Source organism: Arenibaculum pallidiluteum (assembly GCF_017355985.1).
Lineage (GTDB): Bacteria > Pseudomonadota > Alphaproteobacteria > Azospirillales > Azospirillaceae > Arenibaculum > Arenibaculum pallidiluteum.
The window spans coordinates 1-23,232 of the sequence record NZ_JAFIQU010000003.1 but is presented as its reverse complement, the minus strand read 5'-3'; the positions used below and the strand labels follow the sequence as shown (position 1 = coordinate 23,232).

The window sequence follows — 23,232 nt, the reverse complement described above, 5'->3', positions numbered from 1 at the left end:
GGGAGGCCGGCATGCCGGACCAGGGCACCGCGGCGACGCCGCTGATCGAGTTCCAGTCGCTGAGCAGGGTCTTCGGGGCCGGCGCTGCCGCCGTCCGCGCGCTTGACGCCGTCGACATGCGGATCGACGAGGGAGAGTTCATCGCGATCATGGGTCCCTCGGGATCCGGCAAGTCGACCGCCATGAACATCCTGGGCTGCCTGGACACGCCAAGCTCCGGAGCCTACCGCTTCAAGGGCGTCGAGATCGGCCGCCTGGACCCCGCGCGCAGGGCGCTGCTGCGCCGGCGCTTCATCGGCTTCGTGTTCCAGGGCTTCAACCTCCTGCCGCGCACGAGCGCCGTGGAGAATGTCGAGCTGCCGCTGATCTACCGCGGCGCGCCGCAGGCCGAGCGGCGGGAGCTCGCCATGCAGGCGCTGGCCCGCGTCGGGCTCAAAGGGCGCGAGCGCCACACCCCGGCCGAGCTGTCGGGCGGCCAGCAGCAGCGCGTCGCCATCGCGCGCGCCATCGTAACCGAGCCCGCCGTGCTGCTCGCCGACGAGCCCACCGGCAACCTCGACACCAGCATGAGCCGCGAGATCATGGACCTGCTGGTGGCCCTCAACCGCGGCCAGGGCATCACCGTCGTGATGGTCACCCATGAGCCCGACATGGCGGCCTATGCCGAGCGCGTGATCCGCTTCATCGACGGCCGGATCGCGACCGACGAGCATCGGGGAAGGGCCGCCTGATGGTCTGGGAATCCGTCCGCCTGGCGCTCCAGGCCATCCGCCGCAACACGCTGCGCTCCTTCCTGACGGTGCTCGGCATCATCATCGGCGTCGCCGCGGTGATCGCCATGGTGACCATCGGCAACGGCACGACGGCGAAGATCACCTCCGACCTCGCGAAGCTCGGCAGCAACTTGCTCTTCGTCTCGCCGGGCCAGTTCGGGCCGGGCCGGGCGAGCGCCGATGCGAAGGCCTTCAACGAGCGCGACATCGAGGCCATGAGGGCGCAGCTCCGCAGCGTACGCGCCGTGGCGCCGGTCTCCCAGAAATCGGTGACCCTGGTCTACGGCACCGAAAGCCGGAACACCGTCGTCACCGGGACCGACAACGACTTCTTTATCACCCAGGACTGGGTACTGGCGGCCGGGCGCAGCTTCCTCGACGGCGAGCTGCGCGCGGGCCGCGCAGCCTGCGTGATCGGCCAGACCGTGCGGGACAGGCTGTTCGGGCCGGCCGAGGCGATCGGGCAGAACCTGCGCGTGCACAACGTCTCATGCGAGGTGATCGGCATTCTCGAGGCGAAAGGCCAGTCGAGTTTCGGGACGGACATGGACGACACGGTCCTGATGCCCCTCCGGGCCTTCCACCGGCGCATCGCCGGCAACATGGACATCGACCGCGCCTACGTCTCGGCCGTCGACGGGGCGGACACCTCCAGGGTCCAGGCGGATATCGAGCGCCTGCTGCGCGAGCGCCGCAACATCTTCCCTGGCCGGGAAGACGACTTTGTCGTGCGCGACATGCGGCAGATCGTCCAGACGGCGGCGGGGACGGCGGCAATGCTGACGGGCCTCCTGGGCGCCGTGGCGGCGGTCAGCCTGCTGGTCGGCGGCATCGGGATCATGAACATCATGCTGGTCTCCGTCACGGAGCGGACCCGCGAGATCGGCATCCGGCTGGCCGTCGGCGCGCAGGAGGAGCAGGTACTGCTCCAGTTCCTGGTGGAAGCGGTCGTGCTGTCGCTGTTCGGCGGGCTGATCGGCGTCCTGCTCGGACTCGGCATCGCCGCCGCGGTGACCACGGCGCTCGGCGTCCCCTTGCCGGTCGACCCGACGATCATCCTGGTCGCCTTCGGCTTCTCGGGCCTGGTCGGGATCGTCTTCGGCTTCTTCCCGGCCCGCAGGGCTGCCCGGCTCGACCCGATCGAGGCGCTGCGGCACGAGTGAGGCGCCGGATCAGCCTCCGCCGCCCTGGGACTCGCCCTGGAACGCCTCATGGAACTCCCCCCGGCCTTCCCAGGATTCCAGGATCTGCTCGACGGCGTCGATGTTCGCGACCACCGCGCGACCGTGCTCGTAGCGGTCCAGCACCACGCTTGGAACCATGTGGTAGCGCGCGCCCAGGTGCCGGCAGCTCGCCGAGATGCAGGGGTTGATGTATTCCGGCGAGTACAGCTCGACGATCAGCTTGCCGGGCGGCATGAACATGGTCAGCGCCAGCCCTGCCCCATGCGCGCCGATCACCGCGTCCGCCCGGCTGGCGAGCGCGATCTGCTCGTCGAGGCGCATGTCCTCCATGTGGACGCGCCGGAAGCCGAAGTGTTCCAGCACGGGCATCAGCTCGTCCTCGTTCAGGACGCCCCGGCCGTCCTTCCGTGCGATGTAGAGGCGCGTCGTCTCCCCCGCGCGATCGGCCGCCGGCGGGGACAGGCGCCGGCGCATTGCCCGAAGCGCGCCAGCGCCGAGGCTCCATCCCTGCATCTGCGTGGTGCAGAGCAGGCGTTCCACGCAGAGCCGCGCCGGCGACAGCTTGAACACCCGTTCGGGCAGGACCGACAGCATGCGGAAGGTATCGAGGACATAAGGGCGCAGGGAGCGGACCAGGAAGCTTCCCTCGAATCCCGTATCCTGAATGGCGAGGATCCTCGGGATGCTCTCGTACATCCAGTGCCAGAACTCGTTCGACCAGAGCCCGCAGACATAGGCCCAGTCGCCGGGCAGGCGGTCGAGCGCCGCCGCCGTGCCATCCTTGTTCAGCGAGGCGAAGGCGGCCTCGGCGGCCGTCTCGGTGTCGTAGTCCGAGGATTCCCGGGCGATCACGAGATCCGCGCCCTGGCTGAACCCGATGATCGGCGGAGCTCCGATGACGAAGGCATCGCGCGCCTCGTAGACGCCCACAACCCTGCCCGTCCTGTCCGCGCCCCAGTCCGCAACGCGCCGGACCATGCCGGGATGCGACTTCGCGAGATCGTCCAAGGTGCTGACCAGCATCGGCCATCGTTCCGTCAGTGCCGAGGAATGCCGCGGTCGCTCCACGGACGGCCCGGCAGCGCCGACCATGGAACCGGAATCGTTGCGAATGTCTTGAGCCCGCCTGTGCGCTTCCGGTGTCAGCGGCTGTTAGGGACGGCGAGAGGGCATGCGAGCGAAAGCAAGGAGACGAGAATGGCATTCAAGACACCCCTGATCACCGGCTTCGCGCTGGCCTCGCTGGCCGTCGCCCCCGCCTTCGCGCAGGGGACCACCGGCACGGCGCCCGACGCAGCCCCGCCCCCGCCGGGCGCGACCGCTGGCGCGGCCCCGACCCCGCCCAGCGCGACCATGGATACTGCGCTGATGTCGATGACGGTCGACGCGATCGAGGACATGGACGTCCACGGTGCCGACGGCCAGAAGATCGGCGAGATCGAGGAGATCGTGCGGGGGCCGGACGGGCTGATGGCGGTGGTCGAGGCCGGCGGCGGCTTCCTGGGGATCGGCGGGAAGAACGTCCTGGTCCCGATGGCCCAGTTCCGCATGGAGGGAGAACGGCTGACCCTCCCCGTCACCGAGGAGCAGGCCAAGTCCATGGCCGAGTACACCGAAGGCCAGGGCGGCTACGCCGAGGTCGAGAACGACGACCTGGCGCTCAGCGAGGCGGCGACCCGGCCCTGATCAAGAACAGGAGGAGCCGCGCGGCTCCTCCCCCTCACCGAGGCGCTGTTCCTGCCGCGCAGGCCCTGCCTGACGGGCCCGCGCGACGGGACGGGAGGACCTCCCCGCCCGATCAGGGTTGATCGACCGCCTTCCCGGGCGATACTCCCGCGGAAACAGGAGCGGGACATCCAGCCATGAGCCGCGAAGACATCGCCAGGCAGCCCCGAGTCCGCGCGCCGGACCTGCGCGCGCCCGGACTGCACTGGCTGAACACGCCGCGGAACCTGTCCCTGGACGATCTCAGGGGCAGGCTCGTCATCCTCGACTTCTGGACCTTCTGCTGCATCAACTGCCTGCAGATGCTGCCGGCGCTGGCGCGCGTGGAGGAGGCCTTCCCCGAGGATGTCGCCGTGATCGGCGTCCACAGCCCGAAATTCCCGCACGAGCGGGACCCCGCGAACGTGGCGGCGGCGCTGCGGCGCCACGGGATCCGGCACCCCGTCGTCCACGACCCCGATTTCTCGCTGTGGAAGCAGTATGCGGTGCGGGCCTGGCCGACGCTGGTCTTCATCTCGCCCGACGGCTACGTGACCACGCAGCATGCCGGCGAGGTGCCGCCGGAGGTGCTGGTCGAGGCCGTCGGCGACGCGCTTTCGGCCTTTCGCGCGGCGCGCCTGCTGGCGCCCGGCCCGGCGCCGCTGGAGATCGCGCTGCCGGCGGCAGCCGCGGCCTTGCCCGGCCGCTTCGCGTTTCCCGGCAAGATCAAGCCTCTGCCCGCCGGGGGATGGGCGCTGGCCGATGCAGGCCACAACCAGGTCGTGCTGCTGGACACCGCCGGGGCGGAGCTCGCGCGCTTCGGCTCCGGCCTGCCGGGCCGTGCCGACGGTCCCGCCGGCGAGGCACGGTTCGATGCGCCGCAGGGCATCGCGGCGGACGAGGGGGCGGTCTTCGTCGCCGATACCGGCAACCATGCGATCCGTCGCATCGACCTTGCCAGCGGGACGGTCTCGACCCTGGCGGGGAGCGGCGGCCGCGGCGGTCCGCTGGGAGGGCCCGCGCCCGGGCCCGATACGGCCCTCGCCTCCCCCTGGGATATCGAGGTCCGCGGCAGCCTGCTGCTCTTCGCCAATGCGGGAACGCACCAGATCGGCCAGCTCGCGCTGGAGACGGGCCGGGTCGCACGCTTGGCGGGAGCCGGCCCCGAGGGGCTGCGCGACGGCGCGGCGGCCGAGGCGCATCTGGCGCAGCCGAGCGGCCTTGCCCTCTCCGCCGATGGCGGAACCCTTCACTTCGCCGATGCCGAGACGTCGTCTGCGCGCCAGGTCGATCTCGCGACCGGGCGGGTGCGCACCCTGGTGGGCAGCGGTCTCTTCGACTTCGGGCATGTGAACGGCCCGCTCGCCGAGGCGCAGATGCAGCATTGCCTCGGCATCGCCACGCGCGGCGGCGCCCTGCTGGTCGCGGACACCTACAACGGCGCCGTCCGCGTCGTGGATCCCGCGGGCGGCCTGGTGTCGGACCTGGACGACGGGTTCCTGTGCGAGGATCCCGTCTGCCTGCCGCTGGACGAGCCCGCAGGCGTATGGGCCGATGGCCCCGACCGGATCCTGGTCTCGGATACCAACAACCACCGGATAGTCGTGCTGGACGCCGCAATGCGCCGCTCGCGCATCTGGGCTGAGTGACTTTCGCGCACCACCGCGTTGCGGTTAAGCTTCAGTTCCCACCCGTTCTAAGACACTGAGGCTCCATGCACGGCACCACGCTTGGCGAGCGCGACAAGGCCCACTCCTTCCACCCCTTCACCAATCTGGAGACCCACGGCCGCGTCGGCCCGCTGGTGATCGTCGAGGGCCGTGGCGTGCGCGTGCGCGACGACCAGGGGCGCTGGTACATCGAGGGCATGGCCGGCCTGTGGTGCACCGCGCTGGGATGGGGCGAGGAGCGGCTGGTGGATGCCGCCACGGACCAGATGCGGCGCCTGGCCTTCTATCACGGGTTCAACGGCCGGGCGCACGACCGCAGCATCGAGCTGGCCGAGCGGCTGGCGGCGCTCGCCCCCGACCCGCTCGCCCGCGTGTTCCTGGCGGGATCCGGGAGCGAGGCCAACGACACGGCCGTGAAACTCGTCTGGTACTACAACAACGCGCGCGGCCGGCCCGCCAAGAAGAAGATCATCGCGCGCAGCAAGGGCTATCACGGCGTCACGGTGGCTGCGGCCAGCCTGACGGGGCTGCCGCACCTGCACGAGGCCTTCGACCTGCCGCTGCCCGGCATCCTCCATGCCGACTGCCCCCATTACTGGCGCTTCGGACGGCCCGGCGAGAGCGAGGAGGACTTCGCGACGCGCCTGGCCGAGCAGCTCGACGCCCTGATCCGCGCCGAGGGGCCGGAGACCGTCGCCGCCTTCATTGCCGAGCCGGTGATGGGCGCGGGCGGCGTGATCGTGCCGCCGCGGACCTATTTCGAAAAGGTCCAGGCGGTGCTGCGCCGGCATGACGTGCTGATGATCGCCGACGAGGTGATCACCGGATTCGGGCGCACCGGAAGCCTGTTCGGCTCCGAGACCTATGGGATCCGGCCCGACATCATGACCGTCGCCAAGGCCCTGTCCTCGGCCTATGTGCCGATTGCCGCCGTGCTGGTCTCCGAGCCCGTCTACGAGACCGTGGCCGCGCAATCCGGCAGGGTCGGCACCTTCGGGCACGGCTACACCTATTCCGGACATCCGGTGGCGGCGGCGGTTGCGCTGGAGACGCTCGCGATCATCGAGGAACGGGACGTTGTCGGCCATGTCCGGCGCGTCGGGCCGCGCCTGCAGGAGGGGCTACGCCGCCTGGAGGGTCACCCGCTGGTGGGCGACATCCGCGGCGTCGGCCTGATCGCCGGCGTCGAGCTGGTGCGCGACAAGGCGACGAGGACCTCCTTCGAGCCGGCCCAGGCGGTGGGGCCGAAGCTGGTCTCCTTTGCCCAGGCGCGGGGCGCCATCCTGCGGGCCATGGGCGACAGCATCGGCTTCTCGCCGCCTCTGGTGATCTCGGAGGCCGAGATCGACGAGCTGGTCGGGATCTTCGCCGCCGCCCTGGACGACACGCTGGCCTGGACGCGGGAGTGCGGCATCGCGCCCAATGGCGGTTGAGCTGCCTTGCGACCAGGTTGAGCTAGATCAAGCCGCGGCTGCCGCCATGGCCTAGGATGGCCTGCGCAGGGTACGCAATCAGAACGAAGAGCCTTGCCCGCTGTTGCCGCGGGACCGATAGTGTCCGTTGGCGCAGCGCGCGGGTTACGGGATACCGGGATGGATTACGAGAGCTTCTTCCGGAGCCAGGTAGAAAGCCTTCGCTGCGAGGGCCGCTATCGCGTGTTTGCCGATCTGGAGCGGCGGCGCGGGGATTTTCCGAAGGCGCAGCGCTACGACGCCCAGGGCCGGGCCCACGAGGTGACGGTCTGGTGCAGCAACGACTATCTCGGCATGGGCCAGCACCCCGACGTGCTCGCCGCCATGCACGAGGCGCTGGAGCGCTGCGGCGCCGGCGCCGGCGGCACCCGCAACATCTCCGGCACCAACCACTACCACGTCCTGCTGGAGCGCGAGCTCGCGGATCTGCACGGGAAGGAGGCCGCCCTCCTCTTCACCTCGGGCTACATCTCGAACCAGGCCAGCCTCAGCACGCTGGGCCGGCTGCTTCCGGGCTGTGTGATCCTGTCGGATGCGCTGAACCACAACTCGATGATCGAGGGGATCCGTCAATCCGGCTGCGAGAAGCACATCTTCCGGCACAACGACCCTGCCCACCTGGAAGAGCTGCTGTCCCGCATCGCCCCTGACCGTCCGAAGATCGTCGCGTTCGAGAGCGTCTATTCCATGGACGGCGACATCTCGCCGATCGGCGAGATCTGCGACGTCGCGGAGCGCCACGGCGCCATGACCTATCTGGACGAGGTCCATGCGGTCGGCATGTACGGGCCGCGCGGGGCCGGCGTCGCCGAGCGGGACGGCGTGATGGACCGGCTCACCGTCATCGAGGGGACGCTCGGCAAGGCTTACGGTGTCATGGGCGGCTACATCACCGCCTCCGCCGCCCTGGTCGATGCCGTGCGGAGCTTCGCAGCCGGCTTCATCTTCACGACCTCGCTGACCCCGTCGGTCGCCGCCGGCGCGCTCGCCAGCGTCCGCCACCTGAAGCGCAGCCAGGCCGAACGCACCCGGCACCAGGAGCGGGCGGCCACGCTGAAGCGGATGATGCGCGAGGCGGGGCTGCCGGTGATGGACTCGGCCAGCCACATCGTCCCGGTGATGGTCGGTGATGCGCGGCTGTGCAAGCAGGCCAGCGACGACCTGTTGGAGCGCCACGACATCTACGTGCAGCCCATCAACTATCCGACGGTCCCGCGAGGCACGGAGCGGCTGCGTTTCACCCCGACGCCGCTGCACAGCGACAGCGACATGCGCCAGCTCGTCTCGGCCCTGCTGGATGTGTGGAGCCGGCTCGAGCTGCGCAAAGCCGCCTGAGCGGCAGGGGGCGCGCCCGCAGGGCACGCCCCCTCATTCATCCTCAGCGCTGGGCGCTGTCGTTCCCGGATCCGCCGAAACGGCTGGTCTCCGCCAGCTCCTGCTCGGCGATGGAAAGGCGGATCTCCTTCCGCCGCGCGTCCACCGATTCCACCCGGTCCCAGGGCACGCCGTACACCTTCTCGCTGGTGCCCGTGATGCTGCTGCCCGCCCCGACGTTCAGCGTGTCGATGCGGCCATTCTTCCAGTTCAGCAGTACTTCCGAGACGCTGCCGATCTCCTTGCCGTCGCGGCCGAGGACCTTGAAGTCGTCGATCTCGGTCATGCGCACCTGGCTCTCGGCCGGGGCACCGCCGCCCACCGTCCCGCTGGCGGACCGGGCCTGGTCCCGATGGCGGTCCACCGGCGTCGCATAGGCCTGGCCCTGCCCCTCGTAGCCTGGGCGCCCGGTCGCGATGTCCTCAGCAGTATTGCGGGGATCGGTCTTGGCCCGCTCGCCCGCGGCACTCTGACGGCCCGGGCTCGGCGTCGCCCCAGGACGGGATCCGGTCTCGGAATTGGTGGCGCCGGTGCTGTCGCGGTCGGCGGTCGCCTCCGGAGTCCCGGTCTGGGGCTGCCGGCTGGGATCGGCCGGCCGCGCCTGGGCGTTCCCCTCGGGCGCTCCCATGGAGCGTCCGGCGCCCAGCGTCTCGGGCGTCTGCATGCCCTTCTGATCCACCGGCGCGCGCCCTCCCATGTCGGGCGCAACCTGCGCGGCGGCGGGCAGGGCCGTCCCCAGCATCAGCGCGGTGCCGAGCAGAATTGGTTTCAGCACGTCTCGTCCTCCGTCAAACTCGTGCGCCTTCAACAGGAGCCCGGACGAGGCCGTTCCCCCCGCAGATCGGCAACGGATGTCACGGGCGACGGGCCGGCTCATACCCTTGGCCGAATGGACAGCCGTCGGGGGCGGCCCTATCTTGAGCCTGCCGACGCATACCGGCCGGAGGGACAGGCATGTACCGCGACAATTCGCTGATGCCGAAGGAGGCCGTACGGCTGGCGGTGCTGGGCCAGATCGCCCAGCAGCCCATGCGCTATGCCGACCTTGCGGCCGCCGTCCGCCATTTCACCGCACGCCTGGTGGGGCCGTCGCTGGACCTGATGGCCCCGTCGCTCGAGCTCCTGCGTTACGAGGGGCTCGTGGAGGCCCTGGACGGCAGCGGCATGGAGGATAACGCCCTGCTCGGCGTCACGGAGGCCGGGCGCCGCGAGTTCGAGACGCTGATGAAGGCGGCCGTCCGGGCGCCTTCGACGGACGATCTCAACAAGCTCGTAATCACGCTCAAGCTGCGCTTCCTGCACCTTCTGGAGCCGGCCGACCGCTGCGACCAGATCGAGCAACTTGCCGAGCTGCACGAGGCCGAGTTGGCTCGGCTCGAGGACCTGCGGGCCCGCCACGCCGACGAGCCCGGACACCTCGGCGCATGGCTGGACCACGACATCGGCCAGACCCGGGCGCGGCTCGCCTGGTTCGCCGATCTCGCGAAATCCCTGTAGTCCTCCCGGTGGTCCTTCCAGGTGGTCCTCTGGGGCCGCACTCGGGTTTGGTCTAGATTTTAAGGATTTCGCGGTAGGCTGGCGGCGCATCCCAACCGCCGGCGCCGTGCCATGACCGAGATTCTCAACGCTGAAGACCTCGCCGACCGCCTGCGCGTCGAGTTCAAGGACGACGCCCAGGACCGGCTCGAGATCATCTACCGCACCGTCAAGGCCTTCGAGGCGGCCCCCGCCGGGGAGGCCGAGGCCCTGGTGGCGCTGCAACGCGAAGCCAGCAAGCTCAAGGGCATCGGCTCCACCTGCGGCTATCCGCTGGTGAACCTGATCGCCCACCGGCTCGAGGTCTATCTCGCCGGGGTCAAGACGCTGCGCGAGCGCGAGATCGCCGACGTCCTGAAGTTCGCCGACCGCATGGCCGAGGCCGTCGACAAGGAGGAACGGCCGGACGTCGCCAGGACCAACCAGATCATCCGTGCCCTGCCCGTCCGATACGAATTCGACATCTCCCATGTCGAGGTGCGGGACGTCGAGATCATGCTGGTAACGCCGTCCAAGGTGGTCAGCCGCCTCCTGAGCACGGAGATGCAGGCCTGTGGTTACCGGAGCGTCGTGGTCCACGACCCCGTCGAGGCCCTGGGCCTCGCGGTCCGCAACCCGCCCGGCATGGTGATGGCCTCGGCCACCATGGAGCCGATCGGCGGGCTCGACCTCCTGCGCGGGCTGAAGGCGATGTCGGTCACTGCGGCGGTGCCCATGGCGCTGCTGACCAGCCTGGACGTCCCCTCGCGGGACCTGCCCCGGGACGTCGCGGCCGTGCGCACCGGCGGCCATTTCGGCGAGGACTTCGCCACCGCCATTGCGCGCTTCAACCTGGGCTGAGCCTCACTCCACCAGGGCTCGCATCACGACCACGGAGCCGACGCCGACCGCGACGACGCCGAGGACCGGCAGCCGTGTGGCGGCGAGCACCGTCAGCGCCGTCGCCACGATCTCGGCCGGGCCGGCCGAGGCGGCCGGCGCGATAACGGCCACCAGAACCGCCGTGGGCAGCGCGTCGAGGGCCGCGCGCACCCGCCCAGTCGCCGGAATGTACCGCGCGAAGACCAGCCCGGCCACCCGCGTCAGGTAGGTGGCGGCCGCCATGGCCAGGATCGCCAGGAGCGTCGCTGGATCGAGGCTCATGGCGTGCTGCTCCGGTCCGCCTCGGCGCGCAGAACCGCTTTGCCGCCGCCCGTCTCGGCGTCTCCCGCGCGCAGTGCCGCGACGCCGATCCCGGCCAGCGCCCCCGCGACAACGAACCAGCCGCCAGGCACCGCATGACGCACTGCGATCGCGGCTGCGGCGCTGGCCACCACCACGGGCAGGCTGGACCGGCCTTTCCAGAATCCCGCGACGAGGCCGATGAAGACGGCCGTGAAGGCGAAGTCGAAGCCCAGCGCCCGAGGATCGGCCACAAGGGCGCCGACCGCGGCGCCAATCGTCGTCGTCACCAGCCAGTTCAGATACAACGGCGCCGCCGCCCCCAAGTAGAAAGCGGGGGTCAGGCCGCGCTCGATGGCCCGGCGCTCGGCGACCGCCCAGATCTCGTCGGCCATGAAGAAGACGGCAATGCTGCGCCCCAGCGTGCCGAAGCGATCGAGCTTTCCCGCGAGCGAGGCGCCCATCAGCACGTGCCGGAGGTTCACCAGCAGAACCGTCAGGCCGAGTGCCGCCCAGGGCGCCGGGTCCTGCCAGAGGTCGATGGCCACGAATTGCGCGCTGCCCGCGAAGACCAGCGCGCTCATCAGCGTGACCTCGATGACCGAGAGCCCCTTGGCCGCCGCATTGGCGCCAAGGATCAAGCCGAAGGGTACGCAGGCTATGGTGAGCGGAAGGATCTGGATGAAGCCCGCGCGCAAATCTTCCACGGGGGACGAAGGGGGCGTTTCATGGGTCATGGGATGCGATGCATCGACCAGCATCCGCCGCAGCTTGCCCATTTACATTGCACTCCGATGCACGGACCACGCCGAAAGCCCACCGCCTCGATCCATTACTAATTGTGAAACATGCAAGTCCAGTCAACCTTATACTGGCGGGATTCTTCACATGTAACTCGACGCTCAAGTATCTCTTCACGCCGCATCCGCAGTCGTCCGGAACTGTTGGCCATGCCCGGAGGTACGGGCCTTGCCGCACCCCGGAGACGTCCGGCGCCACAGGTCGGCAGCCAGGAACTGTGTGATGTCCTTGGCGCCCTGGATCAGGCTGCAGGGCGTGCTTGCCGAGCTGAACGGAAGGCAGATGTGGATGCCCGCGCGGAACCCCTCTACGCGGGACGAGGGGGATGCTTCACAGGTCATGCGTCCCTGGTACCCCGGCGGCATATCCCCGGTCTTGCACGGAATTGCTCAGCCCGCCCGAAAGGCACCCGGCGAGATTCCGGTGCGTGCCTTGAAGGCGCGGGTCAGGTGGCTCTGGTCGAAGAAGCCGCAAGCAACCGCGACCTCCGCCGGCGTCTCGCCGGCCACGAGCCGCCGGCGGGCGGCCCGGACCCGGCAATCCGTAAGGTAGGCGTGCGGCGTGAGACCGGTCCTGCGCTTGAACAAGCGGATAAGGTGATGGCGCGTCAGCCCCGCGATCTCGGCCAGGGTCGCCAGTTCGATCGGTTCCGCGTACTGCTCGTCGAGGTATTCGCGCACACGGTCGACGGCGCCTCCTGCCGGGCGGGCCTGGTCCGGCGGCGCCTCGCCTCCGTGCCGCGCCAGGATCAGGGCGTAGGCCCGCACCATGGCCTCGTCCCCCGCCAAGGGCTCGGGATCCTCCTCGAGCCGCCGGTGCGCCGCCACGAACGCCTCGAAGGCCGCGGGATCGCGCACGTTCGTCGCCGCGAAATAGGGCGTGGCGACGGGCCGGCCGCCCCGCGCGTCGGAGGTGATCTCGGCCAGCAGGGCCGCGGCGGGATAGCTCATGCGGCAGCTGTACCCGTCGCCCAGCGGCTCGCCGTCGTGGACCTCGCCGGGGTTCACGAAGCACAGCTCGCCCGCCTGCGCATAGCGGCGCTCGCCGCGCAGGTCGTAGGTCTCGCAGCCGGCGAGAATCACGCCGATCGCGTAGGTCTCGTGCATGTGTGGCACGTAGCGGTGCCGCCGGAAGGTGGCGGTCAGCCCTTCGAGCCCGTGATGCCGCCGGGCGCGCCAGAACCGTGCCCGGTCGCCGTCGCCGAGCCCCGGAAGGGCGAACCGCACCTGATGGTCGTTCATGTCCAGGCTTGGGTGCCTAAATCCAAAGCGCCGCAGCGGTCTTGGACGAAATTGCGCACCCGGGCACGTCCGGCGTCCCCGATGCCCCACGGCGCTGCCGGTTCCGTCCCGCTCGACGATCTAGGTACGGACGGCGTCGCTGTCGAAGGTTTTATCCGCCAGTGGCGTGGAGAACTCAACGCCTTCCAACACGGACGCGATACCGACGCCGTCGCGTCGCCGGCGGCAGACTGGCGGCGGACCGTCAGGGGGACGGTCGGCCACGAGACGGAGAACAGCTCGAAGCGATCGCTGAACGGGCAGTCACCGGTGTCCCGCGTGCTTCCCTGGCGGGTGCGGAGCCGGATCAGGTCCGCCCAAAGCGGGCAGGCCGGTCGCGCTTGGGCAGGCCGGCGTGCCTGCGCGCCTAGCGGCCGCCAGCGGCCCGGACAGCGCTTATCAAGTCCTCGCTCTTCTCCCAAAGCTTCTTAGCTTTGCTGGCATCGAGAGCATACGACCTTACGCCGTCGGCAAACGGGTTGGGCGTGTCATCGACCGGCGCGACCGCGCAGTCTTCGAGATAGCGCCCTCCGATCTCGTCCTTGTCGGCCACGACCGCGGCCCAGACCGACGTTGCCGCCGCCTGCGGGATGTCCTTCAGCTGTGCCGGCGGAAGACCCGCTTCGGCGCGAGCCTTCCCAACCGTTTCCAGAAGACCCTGCAGGTCTTCCTGCGAGAGATGGCGCGGGAGATCAGTGAAACTGTTCCCTGGCATCACCGAGGCTGCTCGGAGACCGCGATCGCGATGCCGCCGGTCGAATTCCGCTGCGAAGAGAGCGTTGGCCGTCTTCGATCGGCCATAGGCGACCCACGGGTCATATGCCTGTCGCTCGAAATTCGGATCGTCCAGGTCGACATCGGCGACGCGATGAGCCTGGGAGGACAGCACCACCACCCGCCCGTTACTGGCGAGCAGCGGCTCGATCCAATTGACCAACGCAAAATGTCCGAGATGGTTGGTCCCGAACTGGACTTCGAATCCGTCCGCGGTCCGACCGAACGGCGTTGCCATGACACCGGCATTGGCGATGATGGCATCGAACGGCCGGCCCTCGGCCAGCAGCCGATCCGCGCAGGCCCGAACGCTTTGCAAGGATGCCAGATCGAGTTCGATCGGCTCCAGGCCGCCAACTCCTTGCGAGGCGGCGTCACGGATCGATGCAGTGGCTGCCTCGGCCTTACCGAGGTCCCTGACCGCACCGACGACGCTGGCACCGTGAGAGACCAGCGAGCGGGCGGTTTCCAGCCCAATGCCGGCCGATGTACCCGTAATGAGAAACCGCTTTCCCTTGAGATCGAGGCCGGAAAGCACCTCGTCGGCGGTCGATCTTGCACCGAACTTCTCGGTCATCTCATTTCCTTTGATTGGGCGTGCAAAGGCTTCGGCCTGATCTTCGACGCTCAGACCTGCAGGCCGCCGGCCACGTCGATCACGCCGCCGGTGATGTAGCCCCCGTTCGGTCCCGCCAGGAAACAGACGATGGCCGCCACTTCCTCGAGCGTCGCGATCCGACGGATGGGATGCAGGTCCATGATCGCGCCGGGGAGATTGTCCCGCACCCCTGCGGCCATGTCGGTCGGCATGATGCCCGGCTGGATGACGTTGGCCGTGATTTCGCGTCCGCCGAGATCACGGGCGACGCCCTTCGCATATCCGGCGATGGCTGCCTTGGTTCCCCCATAGTCGGCGACGCCGGCGAACGGGACACGGCTACCCAGGAGCGAGCCGATGAAGATGATCCGGCCGCCATCCGACAATACCGGCGCTGCCGCGCGCGTCGTCGCCACGGTGCCCATGACGTTGATCTGCCACTGGCGATCGAGATTGACCGTGTCGAGATCGGGATCGTCGACCGTCCTGCCCTGCACGGCGATCGCCGCATTGTTGACGAGGATGTCGAGCTTGCCGAAGTGCGCCAGCACCTTGTCGACCAGCGGCTTGGCGGCCGCCATGTCAGCCTGGTCGCTCTGTATCGCGAGCGCCCGGACGCCCTTCGCCTTGAGCTTCTCGACCACAGCTTCGGCCTTGTCGGTGGACGTGACGTAGCTGATCGCAACATCCGCCCCCTGGTCGGCAAGCGCTTCCGCCGCGGCGGCACCGAGCCCGCGCGAGCCGCCCGTAACGAGGGCAACCCTGCCCTTCAATATATTCGACATGAAACCCCACCTTCAGGATCGGAGCGCTGCCCGGGCCCTTGGCAGACGACAGCGCCAGATTTTCATAACAACCATTACGGTAACGATTGTTATGAAACCTGGACGGAGGCTGTCAAGTGGTTTAGTAACGGCCGTTATGGAAAAACGGAGGCGATCTGATGGGGCGCCATCGTGAATTCGATTTGGAGAAGGTGCTCGACGCCGTGCTCTGCGTCTTCTGGCGCAAGGGGTACGAGGGCACCTCCTACGCAGACCTGACCGAGGCCGCCGGCGTAGAGAGGCCCGCCCTCTATTCCGCGTTCGGCAACAAGGAAGCGCTCTTCCGCCAGGCCCTGGCCCGCTATGACGAGCGATACCTCGGCTACATTCCGGAGGCGCTTCAGCTACCCACGGCGCGCCAGGTTGCTGCGCACATCCTGCACAAGGCAGTCGACCTCAACACACGGTATCCGGATCATCCGGGGTGTCTGGGCATTAATGGAGCCCTGGCGGGATCGGATGAGGCGGAACCCGTGCGGCGGGCGCTGATCGATTTTCGCGCGGCTGGTCAGGCGCAGCTTCGAGAACGCTTCGAACGGGCCAAGGACGAGGGCGACCTGCCACAGGCGGCCAAACCCGACGCCCTTGCGGCATTCGTGATGGCGGTAACGCACGGCATCGCGGTGCAGGCTAAAGCCGGATTCAGCCGCGATATGCTGGAGGCCGTCGCCGAGCAAGCGCTTTCCGCGTGGCCTGCAGGAAGTTCCGCACCGTCTGGAGCCTCGTCCTGAACCTTGGGCGAGAAGCGCGCCGGCCTTTGCTTGCGTCTGGCCTCTGCGGTACTCGCCTCGGCATCGGCCCGGGAAACATGATGAATGTCGACGGTCCGCCCTAGTACAGATGCTGACCGCCGGTCACGAAGATCTCGGTGCCGGTGACGTAGCCCGATTCCGGCGAGGTCAGCCAGAACACGCAGTCCGCGACGTCCATGGGCTGGCCCATGCGGTGCAGCGGGATGCGGGGGATCAGCATCTCGTAGTCCTGGGAGAGCATCGCGGTCTCGATCTCGCCCGGGGCAACGGCATTGACCCGCACGCCCAGCTCGGCGAACTCGACGGCCATCTCGCGCGTCAGGCCCGACAGCGCCGCCTTGGAGGTGCTGTAGGCCGAACCCGCGAAGGGGTGGACCGAATGGCCCGCGATGGAGGTGATGTTCACGATGGCGCCCTTGCCCTTGGCGAGCGCGCCCGCGAAGCCGCGCGCCATGACAAGCGGCGCGAAGAAGTTCAGCTCGAAGACCTGGTACCAGGCTTGGATGTCGCCGTTGAGGCAGCCCAGCCGTTCCTTGAACGGCGTCTTTGGGGAAACACCGGCATTGTTGACCAGCGCGTGGAGCGGTCCGCCGGCCAGGATCTCGTTGGCGCGCCGGATGAAGGCGGCGCGGCTCTCGGCATCGGCAAGGTCGGCGGTGACGTGGTGCGTCCAGTTGGGGTCGGCCTTGCAGGCCTCGGGCATCTCCTCCCGCGAGCAGGTGATCACCCGCCACCCGGCGGCGCTGTAGCGCTGCACGGTCGCGTGGCCGATGCCCCGGCTGGCCCCGGTCAGGATCATCGTCTTGCGGTCAGGCATGCTTCACATTAGCGCATCGACCGGGATGGCGGAAGCGCCCCACGGCGCTAGACTCACTCCTTCCCCTGCCCCCGGCCGAACCACGGGAGACCCGCGTGCGCCTTGCCCTAGCAGCCCTGATCGCCCTGACGGCGCCGACATTCGCGCTCGCTGCGGCGCCCGCGCCCCGGTCCTGCGTTCCGCCGGGCGCTTGGGTGGACCCGGCGGACCAAGCCCAGCTTCAGGGCCCGTCGCTGCTGGCGCGCGCCGCCCAGGGCCCGGCGGTTCTCCTGGGAGAGCGGCACGACAGCCCCGCCGACCACCGCTGGCAGTTCCAGACCCTTGCAGGGCTGCATGCCCACCGGAGCAACGTTGCCGTGGGACTGGAGATGCTGCCCCGCAGCGTGCAGCCCGCGCTCGATCGCTGGTCCGCCGGCGAGATCGACGAGGCGACGCTGCTGCGCGAGACGCGCTGGAACGAGGTCTGGGGCTACGATGCCGAACTCTACCTCCCCATCCTGCGCTTCGCGCGCATGAACCGGCTGCCCGTCGTGGCCCTGAACGTCGATCGTGACCTCGTGCGGAGGACTGGGCGCGAGGGCTGGGCCGCCGTGCCGCCCTCCGCGCGCGAGGGCGTGGGCGATCCCGCGCCGCCCCTGCCGGCCTATCGCGAGGGCCTCGCCAGGATCATGGCCATGCATGACGGAAAGGCGCGCGGCGACGGCGACGAGGGGCTGAACCGGTTCGTCGAGGCCCAGCTCGTCTGGGACCGGGCCATGGCGGAGGCGATCGCCGGCGCCCATCGGCGGACCGGGGCGATGGTGGTCGCGATCCTGGGCGCGGGCCATGTGGAGCACGGACTCGGCGTCGCGCACCAGCTTGCCGACCTCGGCCTGCAGGGGTCGACCGCGCTCCTGCCGTGGCCCGGGGACCGCGAATGTGCCGAGCTGCGGGCCGGCATCGCCGATGCGGTCTTCGGCCTGGACCCGGATCCCGCGCCGGCGCCGCGGCCCCGGCTCGGCATCGGCATCAGTGCGGACGCCGGGGGGCTGCGGGTCGACACCGTCGAGGCCGGCGGCCTCGGCGAGGAGGCGGGTCTCAGGCCCGGGGACCTGCTGCGCGCCGCGGCAGGTCGCCTGGTGGCACGCCCGGCCGACCTCGCAAGCCTGGTGCGCAGCGTCGCCCCCGGCACATGGCTGCCGCTTTCCGTGGAGCGCGGCGGGCGCCCCCTGGTCCTCCTCGTCCGCTTCCCGCCCGCGTGATGCGGGCCTGACGCCTGTCTGACGGGGCTTGACGCAGGGCGGATGCGGCACGGCCGCGGCTTGCGGATCAGCGGCCTGTTGCCGCATGGTGACGGTTGCCGCGACCGCCCACCCTTCTGGATCGCACCGGACCTCAGGATCGACCATGACTGGCCTCCCTAATCTCTTCAGCGTTCTCGTCAGGGGACTGGTCCGCAGCTGCCCGAATTGCGGCAAGGGGCGTCTGTTCCGGGGCTATCTGAAGGTCGCCGAGACATGCCCCGCCTGCGGCACCGAGTTCGGCCGGATCCGGGCCGACGACCTGCCGCCCTATCTCACGATCTTCGTCGTGGGACACATCATCGTACCCATGGCGCTGTGGGGCGAGCGGGCCGGCGCTTCCACCCTCTTCCAGATGACCGTCTGGCCGCTGGCGACGCTGGTGCTGACGCTCGCAATGCTTCCGTGCCTGAAGGGAGCGGTGGTCGGGCTGATGTGGTCAATGGGGATGCGGGGCGACGAGCAGCGCTGACGGAACCGCGCTGCGCCCGCGTGCCGCACCGCTCAGGCCAGAGACGACAGCGGCACGTAGGTGTCGGGAACGCCGGTATGGCTGTGGACCCCGCCTGCGCGGGCGGGGTTCAGCTTCGACACCGTGACACCGATGATCATGTCGATGCGCCCGCCGCCGCTCGACAGCGGAAAGACGATGCGCTCCCCGACCAGCGTCTCGCCGCGGTGATTGTAGACCGGCCCGATGTTGTGCACGAGCGCCGGTGTCTCTATCACGCCCGCGTAGCGCCGGATGGCGTTGGCATGAACCTCAGGCGCCACGATCTCGCTCATGGTCCGGCCCTTCAGGTTCCGGCGGAATGCGTCGTTGATGTGCTCGCCCGCAAGGCGGTACCGGAAGTCGCGCCGGTCCTGGAGGTAGTCGCAGATCCAGATGAAGGGCAGAGTCCAGGGGATCTCGACCGGGTCGATGGCGCGCCGGTCCGGTATCCCTCCACCGCGGTAGAGGCCGATCCAGTAGTCCGCGAAGCCGCGTATCCGCCGATCGATAAGCAGGGAAGCAAGATCCGGTGCCGTCATGGCGACAGTAGACCACCGGAGCGTTAACCGTCTGACAAGGCCGTGCCACGGCCGCCCCGACGCTCTCCCCCGGCGACCCTGAGATCGTCGATGCCGGCCCGCGCCCGGGCGCGCAGCGGCGCGAAGGCGGAGCCCGGGTAGGATCCGAGCACGAGATCGTACATCTCGAGCGCATCGTCGCGGCATCCGTGGCTTCGTGCCGCGTCCCCGACGCTCAGGGCGAGATCGGCGCCGTAGAGCGCCGCGTCAAGCCCGTGCTCCACCGGCTTCGTCGTCTCCGCGTTGAGGCGGGCCACCGCCTTCGCTCGCTGGAGGTCGGCCGAGGCGCAGTCGGGGGCTGCGGAGAAGCGCGACAGCGGCTCCTGCACCATGCGGCCGATCTGCGCCAGAACGTTTTGCCGCTGCAGCTCGGCATAGTCGACGGGCGGCGGACCCGGCCGGGCGCAGCCCGCCAGCACCAGCAGCCCGAGAATCCACGAGGATGCGCCCTTCATGCCCGCTTCCGCCTTCCCGATTCGCGCCGGCGACATTAGCAGCCCCGCCGGTGCGCCAGGGCTAGGCCACCGGGCACCGCGGAGCGCCAGTGGGCTTAGACCGTCCTGGGTACCCGGACGCCCCATCCGGCAGCATCGGGGTCCCGTCGGCGACGGCGCTTCCGCAGCGCGGGCGAGTTCGGCATAACAGTGCCGAGGCGGCTTTTCCCGCCGGGCCGGGCGGCGTGCCTGCCGGCCGTCACCGCAGCGAGGCAGGAGCTGATGACGTCCGACGCGTCCTATCCCCGTGACATGATCGGTTACGGCCGCAACCCGCCCCAGGCCGACTGGCCGGGCGGCGCCAGGGTCGCGGTGCAGTTCGTCCTGAACTACGAGGAGGGCGGCGAGAACTGCATCCTGCACGGGGACCCGGCCTCGGAGGCCTTCCTCTCCGAGATCGTCGGCGCCCAGCCCTGGCCGGGCCAGCGCCACATGAACATGGAATCCATCTACGAGTACGGCAGCCGCACGGGCGTCTGGCGGATCCTGCGGCTCTTCGAGGAGCGCGGGCTTCCGCTGACGGTCTATGGCGTTGCCATGGCGCTGGAGCGCAACCCCGAGGCCGTCGCCGCCTTCGTGGAGCTCGGCCACGAGGTCGCGAGCCACGGCTGGCGCTGGATCGAGTACAAGGACCTTCCGATCGAGGTCGAGCGCGAGCACATGCGGCGCGCCATCGAGATCCACACCCGCGTGGTCGGCATGCGGCCGCTCGGCTGGTATACCGGGCGCGCCTCCGAGAACACCCGGCGCCTCGTCGTCGAGGAGGGCGGATTCCTCTACGACAGCGACTCCTATGCGGACGACCTTCCCTACTGGGACCGCAGCCACGGCCGCCCGCACCTGGTGATCCCCTACACGCTGGACGCCAACGACATGCGCTTCGCGACGGCGCAGGGCTTCAATGCCGGCGACCAGTTCTTCGCCTATCTCCGCGACAGTTTCGACGTGCTGTACCGCGAGGGCGAGGCCGGATCGCCCAGGATGATGTCCGTCGGGCTTCATTGCCGGCTGGTCGGCCGGCCCGGACGGGCGGCGGCCCTCGCGCGCTTCCTGGATCATGTCCAGGCGCATTCCGGCGCGTGGGTCTGCCGGCGCGTCGACATCGCGCGCCACTGGATCGCGCGGCACCCGCCGGGAAGCTGAGTTCCCTGCGCGGAGTGATTCTGCCGCTCGCGGACAGTGCCGGACCGGCAGGTCCGGGACGCAGTTTCCACCAAAGTGGTGATCCGTTAGACTCGCGTCCCGAAGGACGAGACGGCGCCGCCTCAAGGCGGGGCCCCTGCATAAGGCGACCACGCCCATGGCCCAAGACGACGAGGATCTGCTGGAGGAGGCGGACGCAGACGAGTCCGCCCCGCGGCGAGGACCGTCCGTGGGAACCGTGCTGACGGTCGCGGGCCTTGTCCTGACCTTCGCCGCGGGAGCATGGCTCAGCACGTCGCTGCTCGAGGCACCGGCGCCCGAGGCAACCCTGGTCGTCGCAGCGCCGTCGCAGGTCACACCATCCCCCTCGCCTGCCCCCAGCGCTCCTCCGACGGCCCCTCCGACGGCCGCCCCATCCCCTGCACCGGCACCCGCGCCGCCGGCAGCCGTGCCGCCCGGGGCCGCTCAGCCCGCGCCGGCGACCGCCAGCGCCCCGCCGGCTCCGTCCGCGGCGCCGCCAGCAAACGGCGCCGCGCCGGACACAGCACCCCAGCCGCCGGAGCCGCAGGCCTCTACCAGACTCCAGAGGCCCACGCCGTCGGCGCAAGTCCGTACCGATGCAGGGGCGCCTCCCCCGCCCGCTCCGGCCGCTGAGGCGCCGGCCGCGGAACCGGCCCCTCCAGCCACGACGGATCCCACGCCCCAGCGCGCAGAAGCTCCCACGGCGCCCGTGGAGCCCGCACCGCGCGCCGAGACCCCGCCGGAGCCGGCGGAGTCCCAGGCGGCATCGGCGCCGGAGATGCAGAGCACCCAGACGGTCCAGTCTGCTGCCCCGTCCACGACCCAGTCCGCGGCTCCGTCCGCTACCCAGTCCGCCGCCCTGCCGCCACGCCCGGAAGCCGCGGCCGCGGGAGCGCCACGCCCGGCCCCGCCCGCCCAGACGCCGGCGGCCCGCGGCGAGACAGGGGCGCGCGGCCGCTACACGGTCCAGGTCGGCACCTTCACCATCCCCGAGAACGCCCAGCGCCTTGCCGCCGACCTCTCGCGGCGGGGCTTCGAGGCCTATGTGGTCGACTGGACGCACACCGACGGAGGCGCATGGAAGGCCGTGCGCGTTGGCCGCGCGGCCAACGAGGCCGAGGCACGCGGTCTCGCCTCCCGTCTCTCGGCCGAGGCGAACCTGCGGGGCGACATCATCCGCCTGCGCTGAGGGGTCCGCGCAGGACGCCCATCCCCGGGGCGAACGGTTCCAGATGTAACCGGATCCATGCCCCGGCACATGAAATTGAAACCGGAGCCGCCGACAGTCCCCAGGCGGTTCCGGACGAGCACCAGCCCGGGCCACCCGGAACTGTAGGCGGCAATGACGGGGACCAACGCATGAAGGCTGCGCTCTTCACCCGCTTTGGCGGCCCCATCGAAATAACCGAGGTTCCGGAGCCGGACTGCCCCTTCGACGGCGCCGTGATCCGCGTCGAGGCCTGTGGCGTCTGCCGGTCGGACTGGCACGGCTGGAAGGGCACCGACCCGCACGTGTCGGTGCCGCACGTCCCCGGACACGAGTTCGCCGGCGTCGTCGAGGCCGTGGGACCGGAATGCCGACGCTTCAGGGTCGGCGACCGCGTGACGGCGCCGGTCATCCTCGGCTGCGGCCAATGTCCTGACTGCATGGATGGCGAGCCCACCGTCTGCGCCGAGCAGTACGTCATCAGCTTTTCCGGATGGGGCGCCTTCGCGGAACGCATCGCGATCGCCCGGGCCGACTTCAACCTGGTGCACCTGCCCGAGGAGATCAGCTTCGTCGAGGCCGCCGGGATGGGCTGCCGCATAACCACAGCGTTCCGGGCCCTCGTCGACCGCGCCCGGTTGCGGCCCGGGGAATGGCTCGCGGTCCACGGCTGCGGCGGCGTGGGCCTGTCCGCGGTCGCCATCGGCGCCGCGCTCGGCGCTCCGGTCCTCGCGGTGGACGTCAATGACCCGGCCCTGGCCATGGCCCGCGCGCTCGGTGCGACCAGGACGCTCAACGCGATGTCGGTGGCCGACGTCGGCGAGGCCGTCCGCGAGCTGACCGGCGGCGGCGCGCATGTCTCGATCGATGCGCTCGGCATCACCGATACCTTTCACAACTCGATCCGCGGCCTGCGGCGGCTCGGCCGGCATGTGCAGGTCGGCATGCCGCTCGGACCCCATGCCGAGCCGCCGATCCCGCTGCTGGACACCGTCTACTTCCGCCAGCTCACGATCATGGGCTCGCGCGGGATCCCGGCTCGGAGGATCCCGTCCCTCGTCAACCTCGTGACCAGCGGCCGCCTGGACCTCGCGCGTCTCGTGACGAAGCGCATCCCCCTGGCCGAGGCGGGCTCCGCACTCGCGGCCATGGACGGCTACAGCGGCGTCGGCTTTACCGTGATCGACAGGATCTAGCTCTACTTTGGCAGTTCTACTCGCACCTGTGCTGGACAAGCCAGCACCGACAGTGCGGGCATCGGATGGGCGCCGTCTCGAGGATGTGCGCGAGAATGGC

The 23,232-nt window shown here is 69.8% G+C and carries 24 protein-coding genes; 14 read left to right on the top strand and 10 right to left on the bottom strand.

From position 1 onward, the window contains the following. Window positions 1–11 precede the first annotated feature (11 nt). A complete protein-coding gene (locus tag JUB13_RS07265) occupies window positions 12–731 on the top strand; it encodes an ABC transporter ATP-binding protein (RefSeq protein WP_207478143.1) in 720 nt (239 codons plus the stop codon). Next, window positions 731–1,936, top strand: coding sequence for an ABC transporter permease (locus JUB13_RS07260; protein WP_207478142.1), 1,206 nt, complete (start codon window positions 731–733; stop codon window positions 1,934–1,936). The genes JUB13_RS07265 and JUB13_RS07260 overlap by 1 nt, the downstream gene beginning before the upstream one ends. A gap of 9 nt (window positions 1,937–1,945) precedes the next feature. Here the strand turns inward: JUB13_RS07260 and JUB13_RS07255 are convergent, their stop codons facing one another. Then, on the bottom strand, window positions 1,946–2,980 hold the full coding sequence (locus JUB13_RS07255) for a glycosyltransferase family 61 protein (RefSeq protein ID WP_207478141.1): 1,035 nt from the start codon (window positions 2,978–2,980) through the stop codon (window positions 1,946–1,948). 174 nt (window positions 2,981–3,154) lie between these two features. Here JUB13_RS07255 and JUB13_RS07250 point away from each other — a divergent pair, with 174 nt between their 5' ends. From JUB13_RS07250 to hemA, 4 genes are all read left to right on the top strand, one after another. After that, complete coding sequence (locus JUB13_RS07250; protein WP_207478140.1) at window positions 3,155–3,643, top strand: PRC-barrel domain-containing protein; 489 nt, start codon at window positions 3,155–3,157, stop codon at window positions 3,641–3,643. A 176-nt stretch (window positions 3,644–3,819) separates the two neighbouring features. After that, window positions 3,820–5,310, top strand: a complete 1,491-nt coding sequence (locus JUB13_RS07245) for a redoxin domain-containing protein (protein ID WP_207478139.1) — start codon at window positions 3,820–3,822, stop codon at window positions 5,308–5,310. 65 nt (window positions 5,311–5,375) lie between these two features. Further along, the gene (locus JUB13_RS07240) at window positions 5,376–6,764 is read left to right on the top strand and encodes an aspartate aminotransferase family protein (RefSeq protein WP_207478138.1); all 1,389 of its coding nucleotides are present in this window, start codon (window positions 5,376–5,378) and stop codon (window positions 6,762–6,764) included. A gap of 159 nt (window positions 6,765–6,923) precedes the next feature. After that, window positions 6,924–8,138: a 5-aminolevulinate synthase gene (hemA, locus tag JUB13_RS07235; RefSeq protein ID WP_207478137.1), complete on the top strand. Its 1,215-nt coding sequence runs from the start codon at window positions 6,924–6,926 to the stop codon at window positions 8,136–8,138. A 43-nt stretch (window positions 8,139–8,181) separates the two neighbouring features. Here hemA and JUB13_RS07230 read toward each other — a convergent pair whose 3' ends face one another. Further along, a complete protein-coding gene (locus tag JUB13_RS07230) occupies window positions 8,182–8,952 on the bottom strand; it encodes a PRC-barrel domain-containing protein (protein WP_207478136.1) in 771 nt (256 codons plus the stop codon). 179 nt (window positions 8,953–9,131) lie between these two features. Here JUB13_RS07230 and JUB13_RS07225 point away from each other — a divergent pair, with 179 nt between their 5' ends. Further along, on the top strand, window positions 9,132–9,674 hold the full coding sequence (locus JUB13_RS07225; RefSeq protein WP_207478135.1) for a hypothetical protein: 543 nt from the start codon (window positions 9,132–9,134) through the stop codon (window positions 9,672–9,674). Between the two features lie 111 nt (window positions 9,675–9,785). Next, window positions 9,786–10,553 carry an Hpt domain-containing protein gene (locus JUB13_RS07220; RefSeq protein WP_207478134.1) on the top strand — a complete coding sequence of 256 codons (768 nt, stop codon included), beginning with the start codon at window positions 9,786–9,788 and terminating at the stop codon, window positions 10,551–10,553. 3 nt (window positions 10,554–10,556) lie between these two features. Here JUB13_RS07220 and JUB13_RS07215 read toward each other — a convergent pair whose 3' ends face one another. From JUB13_RS07215 to JUB13_RS07195, 5 genes are all read right to left on the bottom strand, one after another. Beyond that, entirely contained in the window at window positions 10,557–10,856 is a 300-nt protein-coding gene (locus JUB13_RS07215; RefSeq protein ID WP_207478133.1) for an AzlD domain-containing protein, read from the bottom strand. Next, a complete protein-coding gene (locus tag JUB13_RS07210) occupies window positions 10,853–11,653 on the bottom strand; it encodes an AzlC family ABC transporter permease (RefSeq protein ID WP_236024809.1) in 801 nt (266 codons plus the stop codon). The genes JUB13_RS07215 and JUB13_RS07210 overlap by 4 nt, the downstream gene beginning before the upstream one ends. Window positions 11,654–12,064: 411 nt before the next feature. Further along, window positions 12,065–12,916: an AraC family transcriptional regulator gene (locus JUB13_RS07205; protein WP_236024808.1), complete on the bottom strand. Its 852-nt coding sequence runs from the start codon at window positions 12,914–12,916 to the stop codon at window positions 12,065–12,067. Window positions 12,917–13,322: 406 nt separating this feature from the next. Then, the gene (locus tag JUB13_RS07200; RefSeq protein ID WP_207478132.1) at window positions 13,323–14,306 is read right to left on the bottom strand and encodes an SDR family NAD(P)-dependent oxidoreductase; all 984 of its coding nucleotides are present in this window, start codon (window positions 14,304–14,306) and stop codon (window positions 13,323–13,325) included. A gap of 50 nt (window positions 14,307–14,356) precedes the next feature. Continuing rightward, window positions 14,357–15,112, bottom strand: a complete 756-nt coding sequence (locus JUB13_RS07195) for an SDR family NAD(P)-dependent oxidoreductase (protein ID WP_207478131.1) — start codon at window positions 15,110–15,112, stop codon at window positions 14,357–14,359. Window positions 15,113–15,270: 158 nt separating this feature from the next. On the opposite strand from JUB13_RS07195, the gene JUB13_RS07190 reads away from it, so the two are divergent. Then, window positions 15,271–15,882, top strand: a complete 612-nt coding sequence (locus JUB13_RS07190) for a TetR/AcrR family transcriptional regulator (RefSeq protein ID WP_207478130.1) — start codon at window positions 15,271–15,273, stop codon at window positions 15,880–15,882. Between the two features lie 100 nt (window positions 15,883–15,982). Here JUB13_RS07190 and JUB13_RS07185 read toward each other — a convergent pair whose 3' ends face one another. Then, a complete protein-coding gene (locus JUB13_RS07185; protein WP_207478129.1) occupies window positions 15,983–16,720 on the bottom strand; it encodes an SDR family NAD(P)-dependent oxidoreductase in 738 nt (245 codons plus the stop codon). A gap of 95 nt (window positions 16,721–16,815) precedes the next feature. On the opposite strand from JUB13_RS07185, the gene JUB13_RS07180 reads away from it, so the two are divergent. Beyond that, on the top strand, window positions 16,816–17,961 hold the full coding sequence (locus JUB13_RS07180) for a ChaN family lipoprotein (protein WP_207478128.1): 1,146 nt from the start codon (window positions 16,816–16,818) through the stop codon (window positions 17,959–17,961). A gap of 145 nt (window positions 17,962–18,106) precedes the next feature. Beyond that, entirely contained in the window at window positions 18,107–18,472 is a 366-nt protein-coding gene (locus JUB13_RS07175; protein ID WP_207478127.1) for a DUF983 domain-containing protein, read from the top strand. A gap of 32 nt (window positions 18,473–18,504) precedes the next feature. Here JUB13_RS07175 and JUB13_RS07170 read toward each other — a convergent pair whose 3' ends face one another. Then, the gene (locus JUB13_RS07170; RefSeq protein ID WP_207478126.1) at window positions 18,505–19,032 is read right to left on the bottom strand and encodes a PAS domain-containing protein; all 528 of its coding nucleotides are present in this window, start codon (window positions 19,030–19,032) and stop codon (window positions 18,505–18,507) included. A gap of 23 nt (window positions 19,033–19,055) precedes the next feature. Beyond that, window positions 19,056–19,526 carry a hypothetical protein gene (locus tag JUB13_RS07165; RefSeq protein WP_207478125.1) on the bottom strand — a complete coding sequence of 157 codons (471 nt, stop codon included), beginning with the start codon at window positions 19,524–19,526 and terminating at the stop codon, window positions 19,056–19,058. A gap of 261 nt (window positions 19,527–19,787) precedes the next feature. On the opposite strand from JUB13_RS07165, the gene puuE reads away from it, so the two are divergent. The 3 genes from puuE to JUB13_RS07150 all read left to right on the top strand — a co-directional run bounded on the left by puuE (window position 19,788) and on the right by JUB13_RS07150 (window position 23,132). Further along, on the top strand, window positions 19,788–20,708 hold the full coding sequence (gene puuE / locus JUB13_RS07160) for an allantoinase PuuE (protein ID WP_207478124.1): 921 nt from the start codon (window positions 19,788–19,790) through the stop codon (window positions 20,706–20,708). A 799-nt stretch (window positions 20,709–21,507) separates the two neighbouring features. Beyond that, window positions 21,508–21,918, top strand: a complete 411-nt coding sequence (locus JUB13_RS07155) for an SPOR domain-containing protein (RefSeq protein ID WP_207478123.1) — start codon at window positions 21,508–21,510, stop codon at window positions 21,916–21,918. A gap of 170 nt (window positions 21,919–22,088) precedes the next feature. Then, window positions 22,089–23,132 (top strand): zinc-dependent alcohol dehydrogenase family protein, encoded by a 1,044-nt coding sequence (locus JUB13_RS07150; protein WP_207478122.1) that lies wholly within the window; start codon window positions 22,089–22,091, stop codon window positions 23,130–23,132. The last annotated feature ends 100 nt before the right edge of the window (window positions 23,133–23,232 follow it).